The 21,626-nt window shown below is 62.0% G+C and carries 28 protein-coding genes; 2 read left to right on the forward strand and 26 right to left on the reverse strand.

The annotated features are described in order from the left end of the window. The 26 genes from BVH74_RS12130 to BVH74_RS12250 form a co-directional block, all read right to left on the reverse strand. Window positions 1-1,269: a phage late control D family protein gene (locus BVH74_RS12130; protein ID WP_080050319.1), complete on the reverse strand. Its 1,269-nt coding sequence runs from the start codon at window positions 1,267-1,269 to the stop codon at window positions 1-3. Next, the gene (locus BVH74_RS12135; RefSeq protein WP_080050320.1) at window positions 1,266-1,697 is read right to left on the reverse strand and encodes a phage tail protein; all 432 of its coding nucleotides are present in this window, start codon (window positions 1,695-1,697) and stop codon (window positions 1,266-1,268) included. The genes BVH74_RS12130 and BVH74_RS12135 overlap by 4 nt, the downstream gene beginning before the upstream one ends. 5 nt (window positions 1,698-1,702) lie before the next feature. Further along, window positions 1,703-4,282, reverse strand: a complete 2,580-nt coding sequence (locus BVH74_RS12140) for a phage tail tape measure protein (protein WP_080050321.1) — start codon at window positions 4,280-4,282, stop codon at window positions 1,703-1,705. Then, the gene (locus tag BVH74_RS12145) at window positions 4,260-4,394 is read right to left on the reverse strand and encodes a GpE family phage tail protein (RefSeq protein ID WP_080050322.1); all 135 of its coding nucleotides are present in this window, start codon (window positions 4,392-4,394) and stop codon (window positions 4,260-4,262) included. Before BVH74_RS12145 ends, BVH74_RS12140 begins: the two co-directional genes overlap by 23 nt. A gap of 8 nt (window positions 4,395-4,402) precedes the next feature. Continuing rightward, window positions 4,403-4,750 carry a phage tail assembly protein gene (locus tag BVH74_RS12150; RefSeq protein WP_080050323.1) on the reverse strand — a complete coding sequence of 116 codons (348 nt, stop codon included), beginning with the start codon at window positions 4,748-4,750 and terminating at the stop codon, window positions 4,403-4,405. 74 nt (window positions 4,751-4,824) lie between these two features. Further along, a complete protein-coding gene (locus BVH74_RS12155; protein ID WP_080050324.1) occupies window positions 4,825-5,340 on the reverse strand; it encodes a phage major tail tube protein in 516 nt (171 codons plus the stop codon). A gap of 14 nt (window positions 5,341-5,354) precedes the next feature. Continuing rightward, window positions 5,355-6,524: a phage tail sheath protein gene (locus BVH74_RS12160; protein ID WP_080050325.1), complete on the reverse strand. Its 1,170-nt coding sequence runs from the start codon at window positions 6,522-6,524 to the stop codon at window positions 5,355-5,357. A 114-nt stretch (window positions 6,525-6,638) separates the two neighbouring features. After that, window positions 6,639-7,196 carry a hypothetical protein gene (locus BVH74_RS12165; RefSeq protein ID WP_155121718.1) on the reverse strand — a complete coding sequence of 186 codons (558 nt, stop codon included), beginning with the start codon at window positions 7,194-7,196 and terminating at the stop codon, window positions 6,639-6,641. Between the two features lie 5 nt (window positions 7,197-7,201). Further along, complete coding sequence (locus BVH74_RS12170; protein ID WP_080050326.1) at window positions 7,202-8,638, reverse strand: phage tail protein; 1,437 nt, start codon at window positions 8,636-8,638, stop codon at window positions 7,202-7,204. Beyond that, a complete protein-coding gene (locus BVH74_RS12175) occupies window positions 8,635-9,249 on the reverse strand; it encodes a phage tail protein I (RefSeq protein WP_080050327.1) in 615 nt (204 codons plus the stop codon). Before BVH74_RS12175 ends, BVH74_RS12170 begins: the two co-directional genes overlap by 4 nt. Beyond that, window positions 9,249-10,157 carry a baseplate J/gp47 family protein gene (locus BVH74_RS12180; protein ID WP_080050328.1) on the reverse strand — a complete coding sequence of 303 codons (909 nt, stop codon included), beginning with the start codon at window positions 10,155-10,157 and terminating at the stop codon, window positions 9,249-9,251. The genes BVH74_RS12175 and BVH74_RS12180 overlap by 1 nt, the downstream gene beginning before the upstream one ends. Further along, window positions 10,154-10,498 (reverse strand): GPW/gp25 family protein, encoded by a 345-nt coding sequence (locus tag BVH74_RS12185; RefSeq protein WP_080050329.1) that lies wholly within the window; start codon window positions 10,496-10,498, stop codon window positions 10,154-10,156. The genes BVH74_RS12180 and BVH74_RS12185 overlap by 4 nt, the downstream gene beginning before the upstream one ends. Continuing rightward, window positions 10,495-11,049, reverse strand: a complete 555-nt coding sequence (locus tag BVH74_RS12190) for a phage baseplate assembly protein V (protein ID WP_177344528.1) — start codon at window positions 11,047-11,049, stop codon at window positions 10,495-10,497. Before BVH74_RS12190 ends, BVH74_RS12185 begins: the two co-directional genes overlap by 4 nt. Before the next feature lie 61 nt (window positions 11,050-11,110). Further along, window positions 11,111-11,563: a phage virion morphogenesis protein gene (locus tag BVH74_RS12195; protein WP_080050331.1), complete on the reverse strand. Its 453-nt coding sequence runs from the start codon at window positions 11,561-11,563 to the stop codon at window positions 11,111-11,113. Next, complete coding sequence (locus tag BVH74_RS12200) at window positions 11,553-12,086, reverse strand: phage tail protein (RefSeq protein WP_080050332.1); 534 nt, start codon at window positions 12,084-12,086, stop codon at window positions 11,553-11,555. Before BVH74_RS12200 ends, BVH74_RS12195 begins: the two co-directional genes overlap by 11 nt. Next, complete coding sequence (lysC, locus tag BVH74_RS18935; RefSeq protein WP_231705618.1) at window positions 12,064-12,294, reverse strand: Rz1-like lysis system protein LysC; 231 nt, start codon at window positions 12,292-12,294, stop codon at window positions 12,064-12,066. Before lysC ends, BVH74_RS12200 begins: the two co-directional genes overlap by 23 nt. After that, entirely contained in the window at window positions 12,182-12,625 is a 444-nt protein-coding gene (gene lysB / locus BVH74_RS18980) for an Rz-like lysis system protein LysB (RefSeq protein WP_080050333.1), read from the reverse strand. The genes lysC and lysB overlap by 113 nt, the downstream gene beginning before the upstream one ends. Continuing rightward, the gene (locus BVH74_RS12210) at window positions 12,622-12,870 is read right to left on the reverse strand and encodes a hypothetical protein (RefSeq protein ID WP_080050334.1); all 249 of its coding nucleotides are present in this window, start codon (window positions 12,868-12,870) and stop codon (window positions 12,622-12,624) included. Before BVH74_RS12210 ends, lysB begins: the two co-directional genes overlap by 4 nt. Further along, window positions 12,867-13,712, reverse strand: coding sequence for an N-acetylmuramidase domain-containing protein (locus tag BVH74_RS12215; protein WP_080050335.1), 846 nt, complete (start codon window positions 13,710-13,712; stop codon window positions 12,867-12,869). Before BVH74_RS12215 ends, BVH74_RS12210 begins: the two co-directional genes overlap by 4 nt. Beyond that, window positions 13,709-14,032, reverse strand: a complete 324-nt coding sequence (locus BVH74_RS12220; RefSeq protein WP_177344529.1) for a phage holin, lambda family — start codon at window positions 14,030-14,032, stop codon at window positions 13,709-13,711. The genes BVH74_RS12215 and BVH74_RS12220 overlap by 4 nt, the downstream gene beginning before the upstream one ends. Before the next feature lie 3 nt (window positions 14,033-14,035). Further along, window positions 14,036-14,497 (reverse strand): hypothetical protein, encoded by a 462-nt coding sequence (locus BVH74_RS12225; protein ID WP_177344530.1) that lies wholly within the window; start codon window positions 14,495-14,497, stop codon window positions 14,036-14,038. After that, window positions 14,488-14,697, reverse strand: coding sequence for a tail protein X (locus tag BVH74_RS12230; RefSeq protein WP_080050337.1), 210 nt, complete (start codon window positions 14,695-14,697; stop codon window positions 14,488-14,490). The genes BVH74_RS12225 and BVH74_RS12230 overlap by 10 nt, the downstream gene beginning before the upstream one ends. Next, entirely contained in the window at window positions 14,697-15,158 is a 462-nt protein-coding gene (locus BVH74_RS12235; protein WP_080050338.1) for a head completion/stabilization protein, read from the reverse strand. The genes BVH74_RS12230 and BVH74_RS12235 overlap by 1 nt, the downstream gene beginning before the upstream one ends. Before the next feature lie 96 nt (window positions 15,159-15,254). Beyond that, a complete protein-coding gene (gene gpM / locus BVH74_RS12240; protein ID WP_373279453.1) occupies window positions 15,255-15,881 on the reverse strand; it encodes a phage terminase small subunit in 627 nt (208 codons plus the stop codon). Window positions 15,882-15,965: 84 nt separating this feature from the next. Continuing rightward, complete coding sequence (locus tag BVH74_RS12245) at window positions 15,966-16,976, reverse strand: phage major capsid protein, P2 family (protein WP_080050340.1); 1,011 nt, start codon at window positions 16,974-16,976, stop codon at window positions 15,966-15,968. Between the two features lie 25 nt (window positions 16,977-17,001). After that, a complete protein-coding gene (locus BVH74_RS12250; protein WP_080050341.1) occupies window positions 17,002-17,844 on the reverse strand; it encodes a GPO family capsid scaffolding protein in 843 nt (280 codons plus the stop codon). A gap of 142 nt (window positions 17,845-17,986) precedes the next feature. Here BVH74_RS12250 and BVH74_RS12255 point away from each other — a divergent pair, with 142 nt between their 5' ends. Then, window positions 17,987-19,744 carry a terminase ATPase subunit family protein gene (locus tag BVH74_RS12255; protein WP_080050342.1) on the forward strand — a complete coding sequence of 586 codons (1,758 nt, stop codon included), beginning with the start codon at window positions 17,987-17,989 and terminating at the stop codon, window positions 19,742-19,744. Next, window positions 19,741-20,781, forward strand: a complete 1,041-nt coding sequence (locus BVH74_RS12260) for a phage portal protein (protein ID WP_080050343.1) — start codon at window positions 19,741-19,743, stop codon at window positions 20,779-20,781. Before BVH74_RS12255 ends, BVH74_RS12260 begins: the two co-directional genes overlap by 4 nt. Window positions 20,782-21,626: the final 845 nt, after the last annotated feature.

A 21,626-nucleotide genomic window follows, 5' to 3' on the forward strand; every position in this document is an offset into this window, starting at 1 on the left:
CTACGCCTGTAGGCGCTCCCATTCCCGTTTCACTGCCCGCTCACAGGTGCGCTTGCTGGCGTACAGGTGAGTGAGGCGCTTGGGGTTGGCCTGGTCGCCTTCGGTGATCTTGTGCTGCTGGCCCGTCTTTTCGTCCCGGTACCAGGCGAGTACCCCGGTATAGCTCTGGGTGCCGTCGCCGGTGATTTCTTCGTTTTCCGGTAGCTGCGCGGTCAGGTCCAGGCGGGTGATCAGCCCTTGGTCGCTGAGTTCGTGGGTGATGTTGCCGCCCAGCCAGATAATGGCGTCTATCTCGCTTTTCACGCCCTTGAGGGTGTAGGTCAGTTCGGGGATCAGCTCCGGACGGCCGCGCGCGAGGGTGTAGGTCAGGGTCTGGGTGCCGCGTTGCAGGCGTTGCCATTCGGCCCGGGCGGCGGTGAGGGCGCTTTCACGGTCTGCGTAGGTGTGGCGCAGGGTTTTGGCGTTGTCTGGCTCGGTGTTTTCGCCCGCTTCGCCGGCAATGGCCTGTTTGCGTTCGGCGCTGTTGGTTTCGTAGTAGTAGGCCCTTACCCCGGTGTAGTTGTTGCGGTCTGCGTTGATATAGCTGTGGCCGTCGCCGTCGGCGCGGGTCAGGGTGATGTGTGGCAGGTCCAGGCCGCTGGCGGTGACGCCGGCGCCGATGGGCTGGAACAGCAGGTGGCCATTCTTGACGCTGGCCACGGCGTCGTGGTCTTCAGCCAGGCGGCTGATGAGGTTGGCGTCTGACTCGCCGGCCTGGTCGAGGTGGGGCAGGCCGACGGCGGCCAGTGTGACGTTCACCAGCGGTTTGAGGGCGTGTTCGCTGGCGATGGTGCGCAGGATGTCGCCCAGGGTTTTGTTGTGCCAGCTCCGTTCCTGCTTGCGGGCAAAGCCTTGGCGCAGATCGGCGCTGCGGGCGCGGATGGTGAGCACGTCTGGGCTGCCGGTGTGGTTGATTTCGTCGACGGTGTAGGTGCCTTTATCCACCAGGCCGGTGGTGCTCCAGCCAAGCCATAGGCGGATGACGGCGCCGGTGGGTGGCATGGCCAGGCGGCCGTCATGGTCGCTGAGGCGGATGTCGAGCTGGTCGGCGTCCATGCCGCGATTGTCGGTCAGGGTGAGGCTGATCAGCCGGGCGGTGATGTCTGCGGTGATGTCGCGGCCGTCCACGGTCAGTCGGTAGCGGGGCTGGGCGTAGCTGATGGCGTCTGTGACTTGCCCGGTTTGGCGATCTAGGATCTGGCGGGCGGCGGGAATCAGGCGGTCGATCATCGGAGGATGTTCCCGAGGGTGTCGAACAGGCTGCCGAGCAGGTCCACGCGGCTTTCATCGACGCGGGCCAGGCTGAGGCTGAATTCGATACGGCGGGCGGCGCCGTCGCTGAAAAACAGGGTTTTGGTGGTGCTCAGGCGCTCGATGACGTAGATGCCGTAGATGCGCCCGGTGCCTTCGATCAGTGGCCAGGCTTTACCGGTGTCTGCCATGACGCGCAGGGTGTCCAGGCTCAGGCTGGAGCCGCACAGTTCGGGCACCAGCAGGCCGGGGAGGGTGATTGTTTCGTCACCTGGGCCGATGAATTGTCGGGCCGGGCGGGCACCCACCCGGCTCTGGCTGGGGTGGCGCCATTCCATCTGTTGCTGGAATTCCTGGTAGGCGAGGGTCTGCATGCCGAAGATGAACATGCCCAGACTCATCATCATTGCACTTACTCCTGGTCGTAAAGGGCTGACCGGCCCCTGGCGGCGCGCTCGCGTTCGCGGCGGTCCAGCTCGGCGGCTACGGCGCGGCCGATGGCTTGGGCGTCCATGCCTGGGGCTGGGTGGATGTGGATTTCGTAGCTGTTGGACGAGGTGGCGGCGGTAGCTACTGGGCGGGCAGCCAGTGGGCGGCGGTTGTCGAACTGGATGCCGTCGGTAAGGGCTTGGGTGCTGGCGATGCGATCAGCCACGGCGGCTACGGCTTCGAGCGGTTCGCGCTGTTCACGGTTGATGCCTTGGGCCAGGCCTTGCATGGTGTAACCACCCAGCTCGGCGAATACGCGGCTGGGGCTGTTGATGTTGAGCTTGTCTTTGAACCAGCCGGTGACGGCGCCACCGACGTTCATGATGCCGTCTTTGAGCTTGCCCATGCTGGCCTTGAGGCCGTTCAGTAGGCCGTCAATCATGGCGCTGCCGAGGGTTTTGAAGTGCTCGGGTACTTGGATGCCCAGGGCGCTCAGGGCGCTGGTGATGCCGCGCCAGAGCAGCCCCAGGGGAGACCAGTTGATCAGCAGCTTGGCAATGCCGAGCATGCCGCCGTCGAATGCGGTGCTGATCTCTTGCCAGATGCCGGTGAAGAAGGTGACCAGCGCGCCCCAGATGGCGCGGGCGGCAGTGACCAGCCCTTGCCATAGGGCTTTGAGCCCGCCGATTACGCCGTCCCAGTTTTTGTAGAGCAGGTATCCCGCGAGTACCAGCAGGCCGATGGCAATGCCGATGGGGTTGGCCAGCATGGCTTTGCCCAGCCACAGGAAGGCCCCGCCGATGCCCTTGAGGATGGGGATAATGCTCACGGCCTTGATGCCGAAGAAGGTCAGCCCATAGCGGATCATGGCGAACGGGCCGATGATCGAGGCCAGGGCGATGGTCAGGGCGCCGAAACCTGTGATGAGGATGCCGAGGCCTGCAATGGTCTTGATGATCTGCTTGGTCAGTTCAGGGTTTTCAGCCATCCATTCCCTGACCCGCCGAATTATCCCCACCAGGCCCTTTACGGTGTCGCGCATTTCTTCGTTGATCAGTTCCTGCATGCCGATGCCGAGATCTGCCCAGACGCTTCTGAGTGAGGCCATGTCGCCGCCGAGGTTGTCACCCATCACGGCCGCTGTTCTGGCTGCTTCGCCCTGGGCTTCGCGCAACTGTTCGATCAGGGTTTGCAGTTCGCCGGAGCCGGCTTGCTGGGTCAATACCGTCAGTGCGCTGCCTGCCTCTTCGCCGGCAATGGCCTTGAGCAGCGCGCCACGCTCGGTATTACCGAGGTTTTCGGTGCTGTCGTGGATCTGGCGCAGGATGTTGGGCAGGGGGAGCATATTGCCCTGAGCATCGCGTACCTGGATGTTGAGTTGTTCCAGGGCAGCGGCGGCCTTCTTTGGTGGCCCGGCCAGGCGGCTGAGAATGGCGCGCATGGCAGTACCGGCCATGGACCCTTGAATACCGGCGTCTCCCAGTTTGCCGGCTGCTGCTGCCATGGTCTCAATGTCTTGACCGTAGGCCGCTGCATTGGGGGCTGCGTATTTCATGGTCTCGCCGAGCATGTGCAGCGAGGTATTTGAGCGGGTGAACGCGGCGGTCAGTACGTCACCCACGCGGGCGGTGTCGGCTGATTGCAGATTGAAGCCGGTGAGGATGTTCGATGTGATGTCAGCGGTTTGCGCCAGGTCCATGGCTCCAGCTTTGGCTACGTCGAGCATGGCCGGCATGGCGTCACGGATGGCCTGTGGAGTGAAGCCGGCCATGGCCAGGAAGCCTTGCCCCTGTGCTGCCTCGTTGGCGCTGAACGAGGTGTTGGCGCCCAGTTGCCGAGCCTGGGCGCGTAGGGCTGCCAGTTCTTCGCTGCCGGCTTCCAGCCGGGCTAGGGCTCTGACCCGGCCCATGTCGGCGTCAAACTCAACGCCTGGAGCCAGCAGCCGCGCGCCGCTGTAAAGAATCCCGGTACCGGTGGCGACCCCGGCAGCGCCGGTGGCGGCCATGCTGCCAGCCAGGGCTTGGGTTTTCTCGTATTGGCGCTTGGCGTCGGCCAGGCGCTTTTGCTGCTGGGTGACTGACCTGAGCCGGTCTTCCTGCTGTTTCAGCGTGGTGTTTGTACTTGCCAGGCGCTGCTTTAGCTCGCGCTCGTGTTCGCCGAGGTTGCGGGTGCTGATGCCGGCTTCGCCCAGTTTGCCGCGCAGGCCTTGCAGTTCTCGCTGCTGTTCGCCGTGTTTCTGCTTGAGCGCCTGTGACTCGCGCACAGCCCGCTTGAATTCGTTGCTGAGTTGCTTGGTTGGGTTGGTGGTTTCGGCCATCTGGCGCGACAGCTCGCGCACACGGTCGCGGCTGGCGGCCAGGGCCTGGCCTGTTTGCTCGTTGGCGGTGCGCAGGCTGCGAAAGCTGCTGATGTCTTTCTGCTGGGCCTGCAGTTGCTTGAGCTGGTCGCGGGTGTTCTTGAGGTCTTGCCCCAGCCCTACGCTGCCCTGGGCAATGGCCCTGATGGGTTTGGTGGCACGGTCCAGCGCCTGGAGGACTACTTCAAGCCTTAGTTGCTGAGCCATGCACCTGATTCCATTGCTTGATGGCGCGGTGGCGCCAGTCGATCAACTCGGTGAGGGTGAGGGTGTCCATGTCCCTCGGCCCCCAGTGGTAGACCAGGGCGATATCGCCCATGGCTTCTTCTACGCTTCGAGGGAGCCCTCTCTCGCTTTCTTCGTCAGCAAAAAACTGGCTACGGCGACCCCGCATTGCATCAGGTCGGCGGGGTCCAGGTTGCCGACCTCGATGTCGGTCAGGGTCGGCTGGCTGATGCGTGGCAGTACCTTGCGCAGGGCGATTACGTCCATATGGGCCAGATCCATCAGGCTGGTACCGCGCAGCTCGCCGGAGACCGGCTTGCGCAGGGTGATGCTGGTGATTTCGGTTTCACCGCGCTTGATGGGCTGGTCCAGCGTGATGATTTCTTCGTTGGGGTTTTTGCTGGTCTGTTCAGCCTGTGCTGTGGCTTCCGGTTTGTCGGCTTTGCTCACGGGTGGTTCTCCTTTACTTGGTATGCCGGCGGGCGCTGATCAGGCTGGCCCGCCGGGCTTTGGGGGTTATGGGGTTACAGGCCGATGGCGCGGCGCTGCTCGGCGAGCATGTCCACGCCGTCAACGTTTTCGATCATGTTGAGGATGTCGATTTCGACCAAGACTTCGCCGTCTACGGTCAGCTTGTAGTAGCTGCAGGTGGTGGTGATGCTGTGCTCGGTGTCTTCACCGGGCGAGGCGTCGCCGAATTCGATCTCTTCATGCCGGCCACGGACGACGACTTCAACGGCGCTGACTTCGCCGGTGTCGTCACGCTGCACCGCGCCGGCAAAGCGCAGTTGCACGGCATCGGCCCGGGTGGCGCCCCACTGGCGCAGGGCGATCAGATCCCAACCGCCAAGGGTCCACTCGAACTGGATGCCGTCGTCGGACAGGCCCTGGTCGGTCTTGACCGGGCCGTTCATGCCAGCACCCCGGTAGCCTTCCATCTTGCGGCTGAGCGGGGGCAGGGTGGCGGACTTGGCTACGCCCTGGTAGCTGTTGCCGTCGTTGAAAATGTTCAGGTTCTTGAGCTTGCGCGGCATGGCCATGGCGGTGCTCTCCTTTAGGCGTTGATGCGGCTGGCGAAGTCGGCCAGGTAGCGGTCAGTGATGCGTTGACGCAGCGCGAGATTTTCCAGCGGCGGCACCGGTGTGTAGTCGTAGTCGATGTAGAGCTTGCCGTCCTTGAGGGTGGTGGGCTCGTTGGCGGCTTCGTCGTACCAGGCTGAGCCGTCGATGATGTAGCCCTGGTTCTTCAGCTCGCGGAACTTGGCGTTGATGCCTTCGAGGATGTCGCGCACCAGGCTGGGGTGCATGGGTTTGTCTACGGCCCACAGGTGGGCTTCGGCCATGGTGTCGGCCAGCACCTGGGCGGTGCGGGTGTAGTTCTCGAAGGCGAACAGCGGGTCATCGGAACAGGTGCGTGAGCCCCAGAAGCGGAAGCCGCCTTCGCGGATCAGGGTGGTGACCTCGTTGCTGTTGAGGTAGCCGGCGTCTGTGGCTGGGTTTTGCAGATCCCAGAACACGCCCTTGCTGATGCCGGTGACGCCGTTGACCGGGATGTTCGACAGGGTTTTGTGCCAGCCGACTTGCTGGTCGATCTTGGCGCGCAGGCCGAGGGCACGGGCGACGGCTGAGGCTTGTACGTCCTGGTTCTGGCTGGTGCTCCAGTTGAGGAAGTCGGGCCAGATGAGCATGAGTTCGCGGGCGCCGAAGTTTTCACGGTAGGCGACGGCTTCTTCCTTGGTGGCACAGTCCCAGGCGCTGGCGTAGGCAAAGGCGCGCAGTTGCTGGGCGATGGCGACCAGCTCGGTGGCAACTGGCAGGGAGTCGAGGCCTGGCACGCCGAGGATGCGCGGGGTGACGCCGAGGCTGGCTTTGGCGGTGAGCAGGGCCTTGAGGCCGGTGTATTGGCCTTCTGGGCTGACGCCGCCGACGATGTTGGAGGTGGTTTCGGCGTCGTCTGCGCCGGCTTCAACGCGCACTACGGCGGTCAGCGGGCTGGCGTTGTCTGCGATGGCGTCCAGGCTGGCGGCCAGGGTGCCGTTGTCGCCGGCTTTGCCGGAGGCGGACAGTACGTCGGTGAGCAGCACCGGCTTGTTGAGCGGGAAGACAGTGGCGTCAGCGTCAGACGAGGTGCAGACCATGCCAACCACGGCGGTGGAAATGGTGCGAATTGGCCGCACACCTTCGTTGATTTCGATGACGCGCACGCCGTGATGGTAATCAGACATGGGCTTGGCTCCGGTCAGGTTCAGTGATCGTGAGCCTTGAGGGTGCCGCGCGCGTGGGGCTTGGGGAACCTGACGCCGGTGTAGCGGGGGGCGCTACACCGGCGGGGTGGTTGGTTAAGAGTTTGAGGCGTTACCCACGCCGGCGATGGCGGCATTGATCGCGGCAATGGCTTGTTCAGCCGCTGCCTGGGCCTGTTCTGGTTGCTCTGCTGCCATCAATTCCCTGACCTGTTCCTTGGCGGCCAGGCGGGTTTCACGGATGAAATACAGCGCTTCGGTCCAGGCTGCAGCCTCGGCCAGGATCTCGTCAGCGGCCTGTTGTGCTGTGCGGCCGTTGATTGCCCAGGCCGCCACGGCGCGGGGCACGTCGCCCTGGTAGTTGGCAGCAGCGAAGGCCTGGGCTTCTTCCCGTGCGGCTTTGTATTCCTCAGCGCGCAGCGGGGCGCCTACGACCAGGGCGCGGGCGGTGTCGGCGGTGTGGTCGATCTGGTTGCAAAGATCCTCGACACTCATAGGCGCTACCGTTGGCGGACTGAACTCGTCGTTTACATAGGTCCAGCCCGGTTCGATATCACTGCTGCAAGCAATCCACACTAAAGACGGATGGAAGCGGCCGGTCGGGTTGATTGCCGTGATTTCGGCCACGGTGCCGTTATCGATTCTTGCCCACATAGTTGTCACCACTCCACCACAACAATGCCACGAAAACCGTTGCCGCCATTGGCTTCAAGAATACCGCCGCCACCGCCCGCACCATGAGTTACGCCAGATCTTCCTGCGGTAGATGAGGATTCCGAGAGCGCTCCTCGACCGCTACCACCCAGGCCACCGGTAAATGCTCCAGATGTTCCAGAGCTGCTTTGTCCACCGGGCCCGCCCGCTAAATTCAAATTTCCACCATTTCCAACTCCCGGATCTCCGCCGCTAAGTACGCCACCACCTGACCCACCTGTAGCAGAAATGTATGAGCCAAAAGAGCTTGTCCCACCTGGTGTGCCAAGTCCTGTCGAATCTGCCCTACCTGCCCCGCCGGAACCAACTGTAACGCTTACTGATACGACACTAGACAGATTGACAATGCCGGAGCTTCTACCGCCACCGCCTCCTCCTCCTCCTGCAAAACTGTTGTTTCTTCCGCCTCCACCTCCAGCGCCGATAACTGTCACGCGCGCATAGCGGCGACCGCTTCGCAATACTGCAGGCACAGAAAAAGTGTGATTACCTGCTGTATCGAAAACGGCCACTCCCCCAGTTATCGACGCGGGCAGCTCAGCCTGACCCACACACCACCAATTTCCAGCCCCATCACTACGCAGACGCAGCCAGTCACCTGAAAACAGCAGTTCCGTGGTGGACTGGCCAGAGGCTTGAACAGTTGTATCGAGCCTCAGCTTATCCGTACCTGATGCTGCGATGACCAAGGCGTTGCTGCTGGCATCGGTGCGTCTGAGAACCAGCTCGCGGACGCCTAGGGATGAGGTCGCGGCGGGCAGTGTGTAGGTGCGGGTGCCGCTGGCGGCACTGAGCAGGATCAGGCCTTCATGATCAGCGTTGAGCTGAGTGTTTGCGCTCAAGCTGGTGATAGCTCCGCGCAGTTGGTATTGCGGGTGCGGATCAGTTTCTGCTTTGTGATTGACGATTAGCGAGTCTGCATAGGCTCGGGTCGCCAACACTACGCTGGGGTCAATTTTGAGCTGAATGTACTCAGTGCTGCTGACCAGGATGTTCAGCCGCACTACCTGGGTGCGGCCGCTGCCCTGGCTGAGTTCGGGTTTGAATGTCGGCGGACAGTTGGCTACGGCTACCAGGTCGTTGTCTTCGTCGTAGAGGCCAATTTCTCGAATCCACCAGCCGCCGACATTCTCGGGGAGGACTTGCTCGGCAATGATGATCGCGTCGTTGTTCGGGTCGATGTCCAGTCGGTTGAGCGGTGCCCGGCGGCGCTCATTGATGAGAGAGGTTTGCAGCCGATCTGGGTCAGGGTCTGTACCGTTGGCGTCACCTACGCCCATCTGGGTGATGACCCAAGGGATGCCCAGGGCATTCGCATTGGCCTGCTTGGCTTCACCGACAGCGGTGAGGATGGCCATGAATTGAGAGTTCTGGTCGGTCATGAGTAGATATCCATGGTGTCGATAACATGCTCACGCGCACCCCAGGCCAGTGTGCCGCTGACCTCGATGTCGCGTGGTTGTGGTGGGTAGATGTCCAGCTCATCGCCGTCTGACAGGGCGATGCCGATGTGTTCTGTGCCGTGAACATCCAGGGCGATGGCCAGGCCTGTGATGTGGCGGCTTACCGGTTTGGCGTCGTCGATCAGCCAGACCAGCTCCTGATACATTTCTTCGGTGATGCCGGTTTCAAGTACGCCAATAAGCAACTGAAAGGTGCCGGGGGTGGCCGGGGGCGATTCTTCCCACCATTCTCGGACCTCAATCAAATAACCCAGCGGCTCGACCACCCGGCGCAGGGCTCCGATGGTGCCTTTGTGGGCATGGATGAAGTAGGCCGCTTTGATGGCTTCGCGCTTGGCGCGCTCTGGCCAGACCGATGACCAGCGGTCGACGGAATACGCCCAGGCCAGATAGGGCAGCAGCTCGACTGGGCAGGTGTCCGGGTTCCAGAGGTCGCGCAGGGGTACGGTTACCCGCTCGATCTGGGCCAGCGCCTGGGCGGCGTTGCGCTCCAGCTCGGTGGCGTTACCGGGCAGCAGGCAGGCGGGCATCAGTCGCCCCCTACGGTGACGCTGTAGCCAGTACAGAACGGGGCTTGCTGCAGGGTGGCGATGATATCGGCCCAGCCGGGCAGCTCAACACGGCGCACACCTTCGATATGCAGGGCGGCATCCAGCGCTGAGCGGTTGACCTCCTGGCCCAGTCGGCGGCGACGGTTGACCAGGGCATCCAAGCGATGTTCTGCAGCAGCGCGGATCGGTTCAGCCTCTGGGCCGGTGGTTTCCAAGTACAGCACGGCGGTGACGGTGTACGGGATGACCGTTGCGCTCTGCACGGTGAGGCGGTCTGCCACTGGGCGCCGGTCATCGTCTGACAGGTAGGCGTCTACCAAGTTGAGCAGTTCTGCATCGGCGGTGCCGTCATCCAGGGCGCTTTGCACTGTGACGACTACCTCGGCTGGGGCTGGGCTGTCACAACTGGCATCCGCTACGCGGCCGTCAGCACTGCGGGCATGAAAGATGTAGGCGTTGCGCGGCCCTGCGGTGCTGAGCCCTTCCAGGGCCATTTGGGTGCGCTCGCGCAAGGCCTCGTTGCCTTCGTAAACCGGTGGCTCTGGTGGGCTGGCGGAGGGGTTGCCGGGGCTGATCAGTAGCCGCTGGACATTGAAGCGGGCGGCGATCTGTTCAAGGTCTTCATCTTCGGCGTAGGCCAGCATGACCGCCAGTGCTGATTCGTTGACCCGCTGCCGCCAGACCAGTTCACGGTAGGCGTTTTCCTGTAGCAGCTTGGTGAGCGGTTCGCTTTCGAGTTGCAGGCGGGCAGCGATCTCTGACTGTTGTTCTACGGGGAACAGGGCGACCAGTTCGGCTTTGCGCTCGGCCAGGATGCTTTCGTAATCGAGCGGTTCAACAACCTGGGGAGCAGGCAGGGCGGACAGGTTGATCGGGGTGAAGCTCATGCCAGCCCCCCGAGTGCCAGGGGCACTTGCAGATTGAGGGGTTCGCCGGTGTCAACGCGGCTTGTTTCGATGTCGAGCGTGGTTTGCCCGTCAAAACTGGTGGCGCCGAGCTGAACGCGGGTTATGCGCAGGCGTGGTTCCCAGCGCATCAGGGCCATGGCTGTGGCGGCATAGACGCGCAGGCGGTTGGCGCCGTTGGCTGGCTGGTCGATCAAGTCGGGCAGCAGGCTGCCGTATTCGCGCCGTTCCAGACGGGTGCCGATGCGGGTGGTGAGAATGTCGGCAACGCTCTGGCTCATGTGTTCGGCGTTGGTCAGCAGGGTTCCGGTATGGCGGTTCATTGCGGATCTCCTGACAGGCCGTTGCCGGGGGTAACACCTGTGGTTTTGTGATGCATGACGCTGATGCCGCCGGCGACAACATCTTCGGTGGTGGTGACCTTGCCGTTGATGTTGATGTTGCCGTTGATCTGTACGCCGCCAGGGGCGGTGAGGATCAGTTTGCCGCCGGCGGTGAGCATGACGGTCATTTCCTTGCTGCCCATGTCGTAGCCCACCCAGGTGCCGTCGGCGTACTGGGTGCGCTCTTCGGTAGGGGTGTTGCTGGGCGCGGGGTGTTGGGCTGAGTTGAGGCCGAGCAGGACAACGCCGGCGGCCAGGTCGCCGCTGGGGCTGAATACCAGGCACTGTTCGCCAACGCTGGGGGGTGACCATTTGCGCACAGCAGCGGCGCGCAGTGCGAACCAGGGCAACCAGCCGCTGAGCACCTGGCCAGACTGGACCCGGCAGGCGGGGGGCTTGCCTTGGTCGGGGTCGCCATGGTCCACCTGGGCAATAGTGCCCAGGCGTAGCAGGTTGTCGAGGCGGCGGGTCAGGTCGGCGAGTGCATTCATGCTGCCGAGGATTGCTGACCCGCGCGCGAGGCGCATCAGATTGCAGGTTGAGCGGGGGGCGCTACACGTCGCCGAGCTGATCGAGTACGCGGGAGCGGATCAGGTCGAGGTCTTCGGCACTGAAGCCGAGCAGTTCGCGCTTGGGGTAGCGGATTTCGCTGGTGTTGCGGCCTGGGCGTTCGCGCAGGCCTTTCTGGTGAACGCGGGCGATGCGGGCGGTGCGGCCGAGGAATTCCAGGCTGATGGCTGCGGCGCTGGTGCGTACTTTGAGGAACCGGGTGGTGCTCAGGCGGTTGAACATGCGCTGGCGGATGCGGCCACCCCGTTCGCGCAGGCGTTTCTTGCGCGGGGTGTAGGCGCTGCCGTCGGGGTTGCGCTGGGCGCGGATACGTTTCTGATGACTGCGGCGCAGATCCCGGGCCAGGTGCTGGCTGAGTTGGCGCCTGGCTTTGGGTTCCAGTCGGTTGAGCAGGGCGCCGGCCCAGTCTTCGAGCTGCTGGATATCACTGGCCATGGTTGGGCCGTTGTGGGTGTGGTGTTGCCATGTCTACGCCGTGGCCTTCGATGCTGTCCCATTCGGCCAGGACATCGCCATTGGTAATCAGTTGGTAGTGACCAGCCGGGAGGAACGGCTCCAGTTCGGGTTCTGGTGGGTGGGTGATGCTGAGGCTGCCGTCTTCCTGGCGTTTGACAATGACACGTTCGGTCAGCGGCAGGCTGATTTCGATGTCTACCAGGTCGTTGGCCAGGACTTCGGCGTCGAAGGCAATGGCGGTTTTGTTGCGTTCGTGGTTCTCGAGCAGTTCGCGCTGGTTGATGCCTACCCAGGCGATCAGGGGCACGAAGATGGCGTCGGGGTCGCCGGCGTAGTCGGTGATGATCAGTTTGAGGTTGTAACTGTACTCGAACGATAGGCCCACGGCGGTGGTGGATATCGCGTGGCCGTCATCCATGAACACCAGTACCCGGTCTGGGTGTTTGCGCAGGGCGGGTACGCTGTTGATGAGGTGCTGTTTAAGGCTGCTGGGCTTGAGCATGCTGGGCCTGCTGGTGTTGGTAGATCATGTCGACCTGGGCGGCGCATTCGGCCCAGGCGTTGCCATCGATTTCGCTGTCGGTGATCAGGTCGCCATTAGTCTGGGGGCTGACTGGTGGCAGGGTGCAGGGCGTCACGGCTGGACAGCCAAGCCTGATAGTCTGCGGCTCCGGTGATGGCAGGGCGCTGGCGCAGCCGCCGAGCAGCAGCAGGCAAAGGCTGATCAGCCCATTGGCGCAGTTCTTCGTTTTCACGTTTTAAGTCCTCGATCTGGTGCAGGCTGGTGCTGAGGCGCTGCCGTAGCTGGTTGTGAGTTACGCGCAAATCAGTCTGTGCCTGACGTTCGTGCTGCAGGGCTGTTTCCAGCTCGTTGATAGTGGTGGCCTGGCGGGTGGTGCGCTGGCGTTCAGCCTGTAGTTGTGCGGTGGCCAGGGCTGTGCGGCCCTGTTCGGCCTGGCTGCGCTGATGCTGGCCCCAGAGCAGCAGGGCCAGGGCGGTGAGCAGGGCGAGGCTGTAGAGGGTTTGGCGTAGGGTGGTCACTCGATAAGCCCTTTGACCTTGAACATAAACATTGGCTGGGCGTCTGGCCCGTGCACCAGGGGAAATAACAGCCCCTCGATGCAGGAAAATGCGTGGATCAGATATTCAAGCGGTGCCCACTTGGCAAATACCAACGGGGCTTCACTTTCGATATCACCCATCCAAAGCGGTATGCCGTAGTAGCTGCCGTGGTGAGTGCAGCCCAGCGCCTTGGCCTCAGCCGCAACTGTGTAGCCAGGGATCATGCCGCCACCTGCTGCCCACAGCCGCAATCAGTATGCCGCTGATAGGCGCGTTCGAGCTTCACGTCGTAGAGATTGCGGGCGTAGGCCGGGCCGTTGTAACGGCGGGCGAAGTCTGCCCATTTCTTGGCTTTCAGCGCCTTGTGCAGGGCGGGGTCGGCTTCGATGAAGCGGACGAAGGCTTCGAAGTGTTCGTCTTCGTTTTTGGCCATGCGGGTGAGGAAGTCGTCCAGGCTGCTGTAGCCGAGGTTGTCCCAGTGGTAGCCCATGATCTGGAAGGCGCCCCAACTGGCCGATTCTGGGGCGCTGATGGCGTCGATCAGCTTGGCTTGGGCCAGGCGCTGGTGCTCGGCGCTGCCGCCGGCATAGCCGCCGGGGCGCGGGTTGACCAGGTTGGGGTGCAGGGTGGCGAGTTCGTCGGCGTGGGCTTTGAGGGCTGTGGCGTCGTCACCCTTGGCGCGGACGGTGCTCAGGCGCCGGTACATGATGTGGCGCTCGTAGAGGATCTTGGGCTTGCCGTTGGCGAGGAAGCCACCGCCGGCGCTTTCTACCTCGTTGACAGCATAGATGCTGGCCAGTTCGACGCCCAGGCGCTTGGCTGCGGCCACCATGGTGGTGTTGTGCAGCAGGCGGGTGCAGTCGCCACCGGCCAGGGCGCCGAGGGTTTTGGGGCCGGCGATGCCGTCTACCACCAGGTTCATCTTGAGCTGGTAGGCGCGGACGGCCTTTTCGGTTTCGTCGCCGAAGACGCCATCGGGGTACAGATTGGCGCCGTTGGTATTCAGGGCTTTTTGCAGTTGCAGGACGGCTTGACCGGTGGAGCCGTGGCGCAGGAGTTGGGTCATAGTTGCTCTACCTTCTTTTCAAGGGCGCGGCGGGCTGCTGCGCGGCTGGTTTCAACGCCGAGCAGGCCGACTACGCAGGCGAAAAACGTGCCGGCGCTGGCGGGCGCGCCGATGAATTCGGCGCCGTAATGCACGCCCACTCCAAGCAGACCGCACAGGGGCGTTTCGATGGCCAACTGCCGGAGCCGGCCGCCGGTGTAGATGATTCGCCAGAAGGCGACGAAGAACGCGAGGGCACCGGCGTAAAAGGCCGGGAAGTGCTGTTGCACCCAGGCAATCAGCCAAGCCCAGGTTTCGGGACGATCAGGCATCTGTGGCATTCCTTAGCCCTCCGTGAGGGAGTGGCCTAGCTGGACGAAGGGGAGGCGGTTAATGCGTTGCACCACTTCACCGAGCAGGGCCGGGTTGAAGCGTTGGGGTTGCTCAAAGCCCAGGGCGGCGGCGCAGAACTCGCTGCAGAACTTGCGGCGCTTGCTGTGCCGGGCAATGGGCAGAATTTGGCTGAACAGGATGCCGGGCCAGTCATAGCCCCGGCCTTCATGCTGCTGAAACAGGGCATTGATACGGCCGTGGTTGGCCCAGGGCAGGGCGATCAGGTCCCAGTGGGCAAGGTTGAGTTCGATCCGCTTGGCGCGCACGCCGCCATCCATGGCCGAGGCTGAGAGCCAGCGGCCGTCGGGCATGACCAGTTCACAGTGGCTGTATTTGGAGCCGGTCCAGAGGCGGATCAGGCGGTTGAACAGCCGGCCCTTACCCTTGTAGAGGGCGAGATAGATCAGTCCCATAGGTTCACCATCCCTGAGTTTGTGTTTTCGGTTGGGGCGTCGGGTAGCTTTACCAGGGTGCCGCTGGGCAGTTCTGCGCCGAGGTCGGCTAGGCCGGGGTTGGCGTCGAGTACCTGCTCGACGACGCCGGCGGTGCGGCCGTAGTAGCGCCAACAGATCGCGTCTACGGTGTCGCCCTGGTGCGATCTGATGGTGTCCATCAGATCAGCTCAACAGTGGCGTGGGCGATGCCGAGCAGGTCGCGCACGGCGTGGCGGTGGTCGCGGCGGTAATCGTCGGCGGTGGGGCGCAGGTCGTCGGCTTGCCGGGTGGCGCTGTTGGTGGCGTCGAAGCTGCGGTAACGCTCGGCCAGTTCTGCGGCTACCAGGGCTTGAATGGCCCGGGTGTAGATCTGTTCCAGGCCGTTCTTGCCGCCAATTTCACTGGGGTCTACTTCTGCCAGGGTGTCGTGGCCTGCGGCCTGCCAGTTGGCTTTGCGGCTGGCCAGTTCGCGGTTGGTGGACAGCATGGCGTTGATGATGCTGGTTTCTAGGCGCAGGTCGGAGACATCGCCGTTCAGGCGCACACTGGCGCGCAGGGCTTCGGCATCGATATCGGGGAAGAAGCCGTCATTGCTGAGGATGAAAGGCTCTGTGTTGGCCTGGCCGATAAATCCGCTCATGTTGTCCTCTGGTCGGCGGTGGTCGGGGCTTCACAGCAAGGAAGGAGTGAACCTGCTGATCCGCCCCGAGCCGCCGGGTGCGTGGGGTACGCTCTGTTAGCCGGTGGTGCCGGCGTGTTTGTTGAGAAGGCGGGTGACGCCTTCCAGATCCTTTTTGCCGCCACATTTGTCGTGCAGCTCGATGGCGCGGGTGATGTGGTCACGGGCGCTTTCGAGCAGTTCGGCCTGGTCGTCGGTCAGCTCGGCTTTGTCGATGCCGAAGGCGTAGGCGCGGCCGATTGCCAGGTGCAGCTTGGCGCGGGCTTCGTCGGGCATGTCGTGCTTGGCGGTCAGTTCGGCGGCTTGCACCAGCGGTTCGACCGGGAAGCTGTTGCCGGCTTTCATGGCGCGCAGGGCCAGTTCTGCCGGTTCCTCGGCGATCAGGCAGGCGGGCGACCGGTTGAATTTGTCGGGCATGCTCAGACCATGTTCGAGCACATAGGCGCCGATGCGCATGCCGCCCAGGAAGTCGCCGGCGTCGAAGTGCCAGAGCATCAGGGTGGTGAGTACGTCATCTTGGGCGCCTTTGCCGGCCGACAACACGCCTTCGATATAGCCGGTGTAGTCGGGCAGCAGGCGCCGCTTGAGTTCGGCCTTGGCTTCCTGGCTTTGCACTTGCTTGAGCTGCTGGGAGTGCTGGTGCAGTTGGGCCAGTTGCAGTTCGTAGGCGGTGGCGCCGGCCATGCTGGTTTGCGGGCCAGCGGCAGCGGCCGCGAGGGCGGCGCGCTTTCGCTGTTGTGACCGCTGTGCTGGGGACATTGGCACGGGTTATACCTCCTCGACGTTCTCGGCCAGGGCCACCAGGCCGAAGTCTTCGATGACGTAGGCGTCATTCGAGGACTGGTAATCGGCAACGCGGTCATATTCCGGTTCATCCTTGATGTGCCGGCGGCGGGCGCTTTCCAGCCAGTAGATCGACAGGTTGCTGAGCGTGGTGACCAGCACGGTGTTGTCGGGGAAGTAAGGCGCATCGTAAGGGCGCAGTCCACCCAGACGGGCGGTGGCGATGATCTCGTCGGCGGCCAGTTCTTCCTGGTTGGATTCGGCTCCACGCTCGACGGCCTTGAGCAGCTTTCCATGCAGCAGGTTGCGCGAAACAATGACACGCAAGTCCGGGTGTTTTCGGTGCCAGGGGTCAAGCATTTGCACCATGTCATAGACCAAGGCGTCGAGGTTTTTGTAATCACCGGTCGCGCCGATGGTCACTTTGCCGGAGTTTTCAACAACTTCATCCAGTACGCGATCCGGTGCGCCGGTGCGAATCTTCTGCAGCCAGCCGATATTCACGTCTTCGCCAAGCGGGTTGGTAACCGGGTCGGTCTCGGCTGCGGCGCTGGTGCCGTGGAAACCGACCATAATCCGGTCCAGCCCCTGACGCTGGGCAATGGCGCCGCTCAGGCGAATCTGGAAGTCGGGGAACTTGGCCCACTGGTCCAGCAACTGGTAGGGGAAGGCGCTGTCGTAGTCGGTTTTCTTGCAGTTGTACTCGTCCTTGCTCAGTGCGGAACGGTCTTTCGGGTTACGACGGTTGCCGCCGGCAGTGTTGGTGCGGCTGGCCAGTGGGCCGTTCACACCCAGCAGCAGAGCCTGACCAGACTGTTCGCTGACGCCCAGGACGTTCACCTGGCGCAGCATTTCAGTGGATTCCTGAATGGCCGTTTCCAGGCTTTGCTGAATGGTTGGTTCTACGTTGAATTTGTTGGTAGCCACGGCTACGCCGTTGAGTTTGGCGACGTGGCCGAGGTAGCCATTGAATACTTCGCGTGTTTCGTTGCGCATGTGATGCTCCGTGCGTCAGGGTTGATCAGAACGAGGCCAGAACCTGGCCGTTACCACCGGTCGCCGCCGGGCGTTGGGTGAAGTTGGGCTTGGGCTCGCCTTCGAGCTTGGTAATCAGCTCGTCCAGCTTCTGGCTCTGGGCGGTGAAGTCACTGCGCAGTTTGGAAATATCGCTTTGGGCGGTGCTGAACTGCTTGTCCTGGTCGGCGACGTGCTGGGCCAGCTCTTCCAGTGAGTTGCCGAGTTCGTTGAAAAGGGCGGCGTCCTTGCCTTCCTTGTCCTTCTGTTTGCCCAGCAGCTCGCGCACGCGGGCGAAGATGCCGTCGGCCTTGCTCGGTTCTTCCGGGGCCACTTCGTCAAATTCCAGTTCGACTTCCAGCGCCTCGGTGAACAGGTTTTCCTTGTTCTGCTTGCGTGCTGCCAGTGGGTTGGCGTCTGGGTTCTGGGCCGAGAAAGTGAGCATTTCGGTTCCCAGGCTGGCCGGGCTGTCGGTCACGGCAAGGCCTTCCATGTAGGCCTTGCCGGTGTCGGCAAACTTGGGGTTGATTTCAATGCTGGTGTAGATCTTCTGGCGCTTTTTGTTCAGCGCGATCAATTCATCGGTTGGCTCGATCTGGGCGAACAGGGCCAGGCGTTTCTGACCGGCGACTTCGACTTCCTCAGTCTTGAGTGCTACCACGTCACCGTAGGCGCGGAAGGGGCCGTCGGCGGTGATGCTGCGGAAGTGCTCCAGCCAGATGCGGGCGCCGTAGGTGTTTTGACTGTAGGTCTCGGCGGCGTCCTGCAACCATTGGCGCTCGATCCGGCGGCCATCGGTGGTGCCTCCCTCAACGGCGACACGGACAAACTTCGAGCGGTATTTCTTCATGACCTGGTGTCCTCAATCCTGAAAGGTGTTGAGGGCATGGTCTGGGGTGGGGCGTTCAGCAGCAACGTGGCTCAAGTTGAGCGGGGGGCGCTACACCGGGCCAGTGCAGCCGCGCGCGCGGGTGGGCGTCAGCATCTGCCCCATGAATGCCATTACTCAGCCCCTGACCGACAGTCGCCGCCACGCCAAGTTTTTGTACTGGACGGGCTGGCGTGTCTGTGAAATCGCCGAATACCTGGGCGAGAAAGACAAGACCATCCACAGTTGGAAGGCCCGGGATGAGTGGGACCGGGCAGACACTGTAGAACGGGTTGGGGGTGCGCTGGAAGCGCGGCTCGTCCAGTTGATCCTGAAAGACCCAAAGACCGGCGGGGACTTCAAGGAAATTGACCTGCTGCACCGGCAGTTGGAACGCCAGGCAAGAATCCAGCGGTACCAGGAGGGCGGAACCGAAACCGATCTGAATCCGAACATTGCGGCGCGTAACGCTGGGCCGAAGAAACAGCCAGCGCGAAACGAACTCAGTGAAGAGCAGATCGAGCAACTGGTCGATGCGTTCCGTGAGTCCTGTTTCGATTATCAGCTCGACTGGTACCGGGCCGGAAGCATGCGGACCCGGATGATTCTCAAGTCGCGCCAGATCGGGGCGACGTTCTATTTCGCCCGTGAGGCGCTGATCGACGCTATCACCACTGGGCGCAATCAGATTTTCTTGTCAGCAAGCAAGGCCCAGGCCCACCAGTTCAAGACCTACATGCAGACCTTTCTGCTTGATGTGCTGGGTGTGAAGCTGACCGGTGATCCCATCGTGTTGTGGAACGGTGCCGAGCTGCATTTTCTCGGTACCAACTACCGCACCGCACAGGGCCGGTCGGGCAATTTCTACTTTGATGAATTTTTCTGGGTGCATGGTTTCGACCAGATCAACAAGGTGGCCAGCGGTATGGCCCTGCACAAGAAATGGCGCAAGACCTATTTCAGTACCCCGTCAACCATGGCTCATGAGGCCTATCCGCTGTGGACTGGTGAGCGCCGCAACAAGCGCTTGCCGGCAGACAAGCGGGTCAAGATCGATGTGAGTCATGACTCCCTGCAACAGGGGCGGCTGTGTGAGGACCGGATCTGGCGCCAGATCGTGACCATCCTCGATGCAGAATCCCGGGGCTGTGACCTGTTCGACCTCGATGAGCTGCGCGAAGAGTACAGCGCCGAGGAATTCAACAATCTGCTGATGTGCCTGTTCATCGATGACGGCGACTCGATTTTCCCGCTCAAGCTGCTGCAGCCATGCATGGTTGATACCTGGGATGTCTGGGCTGACTACAAGCCGTTTGCCGCCCGCCCGATTGGTGACCGCCAGGTGTGGCTGGGCTATGACCCGGCAGACTCTGGCGACAGTGCCGGTCTGGTGGTGGTTGCACCGCCGATGGTACCGGGCGGGCCGTTCCGAGTGCTGGAGCGGCACCAGTTCAAGGGTATGGACTTTGCTGCCCAGGCCGAGTTCATCCGCAAGGTCACTCAGCGCTATTGGGTAACGTATATCGGTATCGATACCACTGGCATGGGGTCCGGGGTTGCCCAACTGGTGCGCCAGTTCTTCCCAGGGCTGACCACATTCAGCTACTCGCCCGAGGTCAAGATGCGTCTGGTGCTCAAGGCCATGGACGTGATCAAGAATGGCCGCTTGCAGTTCGATGCCGGCTGGACCGATCTGGCTGCCAGCTTGATGGCCATCCGCAAAACCCTTACCCCCAGTGGCCGGCAGGTGACCTTTGTGTCTGGCCGCACTGATGACATTGGCCACGCCGATTTGGCGTGGGCGCTATTTCACGCATTGCACCACGAACCGCTTGAGGGCCAGACAGGGGTCAACTCGGCACGCATGGAGATTATTGGATGAGCAAGAAACGCAAGAGTCAGCCCCGGCAGTCGGCAACGGTAGAGCAGGGGGGCGGCATCGAGGCGTTCACCTTCGGCGAGCCTACCCCTGTGCTGGATAGCCGGGAAATCTTCGACTACCTGGAATGCTGGATGAATGGTCGCTGGTATGAGCCGCCGTTGTCCCTCGATGGACTGGCCCGTTCGACCAGGGCGTCGGTTTTCCTGCAATCGGGTTTGATGTTCAAGCGCAACATGCTCAGCCGGGCATTCGTGCCGCATCGGTTGCTCAGCCGCCAGCACTTCGAGCAGTTCGCCCTGGACTACCTCTGGAGCGGCAACGGCTATCTGGAGCGGCAGGAAAACCGCTTCGGCCAGGCGCTGCAACTGGTGCCAGTCTTGGCAAAGTACATGCGCCGTGGCGTTGAGCTGGACACCTATTTCCAGGTGCGTGGCTGGAAAGATGAGCACGAGTTCGACAGCGGCAGCGTGTTCCACCTGCGCGAGGCTGATATCAATCAGGAGATTTACGGGGTGCCGGAATGGTACGCCGCGTTGCATTCCGCGTTGCTCAACGAAAGCGCCACGCTGTTCCGCCGCAAGTATTACCAGAACGGGTCACACGCCGGATTCATTCTCTATATCAATGACACCGTTCACAACGAGGCCGACATCAACGGCATCAGCGCCGCGATGAAGCAAAGCAAAGGGCCTGGCAACTTCCGGAACCTTCTGGTCTATGCGCCCAACGGCAAAAAAGATGGCCTGCAGGTGATCCCAATCAGCGAAGTTGCCGCCAAGGATGACTTCGGCTCGATCAAGAACGTCAGCCGTGACGATCAGCTCGCCGCGCTGCGGGTACCGCCTCAACTGCTCGGCATCGTGCCGGTGAACGCCGGTGGGTTCGGGTCACCCAAGGATGCATCAGAGACCTGGATTCAAAACGAACTGCTGCCGCTGCAAGCGCGCTTCACCGCGCTGAATGACTGGCTCGGCGAAGAGGTGATCCGCTTCGAGTCAGTGGCCCCACCAACCGCGCCGGCCAAGCTGAACAGCTGACCACCACCAACCAAACCAGCCGCCCATCGAGGCGGCTTTTTTGTGCCTGCTGCTGACTGAAATTCGACTCAGGGGAGGGGGCAAATAACTGGCTTGGCGCAGGAAAAAAAAGCCTCTCGCAAGCAAAGAGAACCCCATTGAATCCTATCACTTTGCAGGCCTTGAGGCCAGTCATTGCGCGGCTTTCGGCTGTTTTTGGTCGGCATGAGCTCCGAGGTTTTCAGCGGCCCAGTCACTCTCGGCGGCCCGGCCCGGCCACCCCTGCCAGCACCTGGCGCGGGCAGTCTTCCCCCCACCTCACCTGCGGGCTAAACGTGTCACTTTTTCTTCACTTCGGCGCTCGACTGTAGGTCGCGCAGGTGCTGGGCGGTCTGAGGGGGTGCGGGGGGGCGCTGGTTCTGCGGAATTCTGCGAAGGTGCAGGCTTTGTAAGGCGGGTCATAAGGGCTGATCTGGGGTTTGAAATCGCAAAAGGGTAATTTCGGTTACTTGCCCCGAGTTCTGCTCTGTAGGCCCCGTGGTTGCTGGGCTGGAGTGGTTACTCTACAAGGTAATTTGAGGTAACCGGAAAGGTAATTTTTTTGCAAGTCATTGATTATTAAGATGTTTTATTTTCACAAAAATGACCATTGCAAGGGGTAATGTGGTTACCAGTTGATTACCATATTATTACCTTTAAGTAATCCTAATAACTAATTGTTTATTAATGATTTTTCATGGAATTTAAAACCTAATTACCTTTGTTACCGTTTTTCGCTCTCAAAACCTAAAATCTCAGGACCGCCCCAGGGTCGGCGCTTTCAGGGTCAGGCTTGCGCTCTTTCACACTCACTCTGGGAACACTCT

This window comes from Halopseudomonas phragmitis, assembly GCF_002056295.1.
Lineage (GTDB): Bacteria > Pseudomonadota > Gammaproteobacteria > Pseudomonadales > Pseudomonadaceae > Halopseudomonas > Halopseudomonas phragmitis.

Coding starts and splice junctions, on each gene's coding strand:
- BVH74_RS12135 (WP_080050320.1), bottom strand. CDS start 1,697: ATGATGATGAGTCTGGGCATGTTCATCTTCGGCATGCAGACCCTCGCC.
- BVH74_RS12165 (WP_155121718.1), bottom strand. CDS start 7,196: ATGTGGGCAAGAATCGATAACGGCACCGTGGCCGAAATCACGGCAATC.
- BVH74_RS12245 (WP_080050340.1), bottom strand. CDS start 16,976: ATGCGCAACGAAACACGCGAAGTATTCAATGGCTACCTCGGCCACGTC.
- BVH74_RS12180 (WP_080050328.1), bottom strand. CDS start 10,157: ATGAGCTTCACCCCGATCAACCTGTCCGCCCTGCCTGCTCCCCAGGTT.
- BVH74_RS12140 (WP_080050321.1), bottom strand. CDS start 4,282: ATGGCTCAGCAACTAAGGCTTGAAGTAGTCCTCCAGGCGCTGGACCGT.
- BVH74_RS12210 (WP_080050334.1), bottom strand. CDS start 12,870: ATGATCCCTGGCTACACAGTTGCGGCTGAGGCCAAGGCGCTGGGCTGC.
- BVH74_RS12130 (WP_080050319.1), bottom strand. CDS start 1,269: ATGATCGACCGCCTGATTCCCGCCGCCCGCCAGATCCTAGATCGCCAA.
- BVH74_RS12250 (WP_080050341.1), bottom strand. CDS start 17,844: ATGAAGAAATACCGCTCGAAGTTTGTCCGTGTCGCCGTTGAGGGAGGC.
- BVH74_RS12200 (WP_080050332.1), bottom strand. CDS start 12,086: ATGCTCAAGCCCAGCAGCCTTAAACAGCACCTCATCAACAGCGTACCC.
- BVH74_RS12225 (WP_177344530.1), bottom strand. CDS start 14,497: ATGGGACTGATCTATCTCGCCCTCTACAAGGGTAAGGGCCGGCTGTTC.
- BVH74_RS12255 (WP_080050342.1), top strand. CDS start 17,987: ATGAATGCCATTACTCAGCCCCTGACCGACAGTCGCCGCCACGCCAAG.
- BVH74_RS12215 (WP_080050335.1), bottom strand. CDS start 13,712: ATGACCCAACTCCTGCGCCACGGCTCCACCGGTCAAGCCGTCCTGCAA.
- BVH74_RS12145 (WP_080050322.1), bottom strand. CDS start 4,394: ATGGGCGATATCGCCCTGGTCTACCACTGGGGGCCGAGGGACATGGAC.
- BVH74_RS12185 (WP_080050329.1), bottom strand. CDS start 10,498: ATGAACCGCCATACCGGAACCCTGCTGACCAACGCCGAACACATGAGC.
- BVH74_RS12235 (WP_080050338.1), bottom strand. CDS start 15,158: ATGAGCGGATTTATCGGCCAGGCCAACACAGAGCCTTTCATCCTCAGC.
- BVH74_RS12195 (WP_080050331.1), bottom strand. CDS start 11,563: ATGGCCAGTGATATCCAGCAGCTCGAAGACTGGGCCGGCGCCCTGCTC.
- BVH74_RS12170 (WP_080050326.1), bottom strand. CDS start 8,638: ATGACCGACCAGAACTCTCAATTCATGGCCATCCTCACCGCTGTCGGT.
- BVH74_RS12230 (WP_080050337.1), bottom strand. CDS start 14,697: ATGGACACCATCAGATCGCACCAGGGCGACACCGTAGACGCGATCTGT.
- BVH74_RS12220 (WP_177344529.1), bottom strand. CDS start 14,032: ATGCCACAGATGCCTGATCGTCCCGAAACCTGGGCTTGGCTGATTGCC.
- BVH74_RS12190 (WP_177344528.1), bottom strand. CDS start 11,049: ATGAATGCACTCGCCGACCTGACCCGCCGCCTCGACAACCTGCTACGC.
- BVH74_RS12160 (WP_080050325.1), bottom strand. CDS start 6,524: ATGTCTGATTACCATCACGGCGTGCGCGTCATCGAAATCAACGAAGGT.
- BVH74_RS12155 (WP_080050324.1), bottom strand. CDS start 5,340: ATGGCCATGCCGCGCAAGCTCAAGAACCTGAACATTTTCAACGACGGC.
- BVH74_RS12260 (WP_080050343.1), top strand. CDS start 19,741: ATGAGCAAGAAACGCAAGAGTCAGCCCCGGCAGTCGGCAACGGTAGAG.
- BVH74_RS12175 (WP_080050327.1), bottom strand. CDS start 9,249: ATGCCCGCCTGCCTGCTGCCCGGTAACGCCACCGAGCTGGAGCGCAAC.
- gpM (WP_373279453.1), bottom strand. CDS start 15,881: ATGGCCGGCGCCACCGCCTACGAACTGCAACTGGCCCAACTGCACCAG.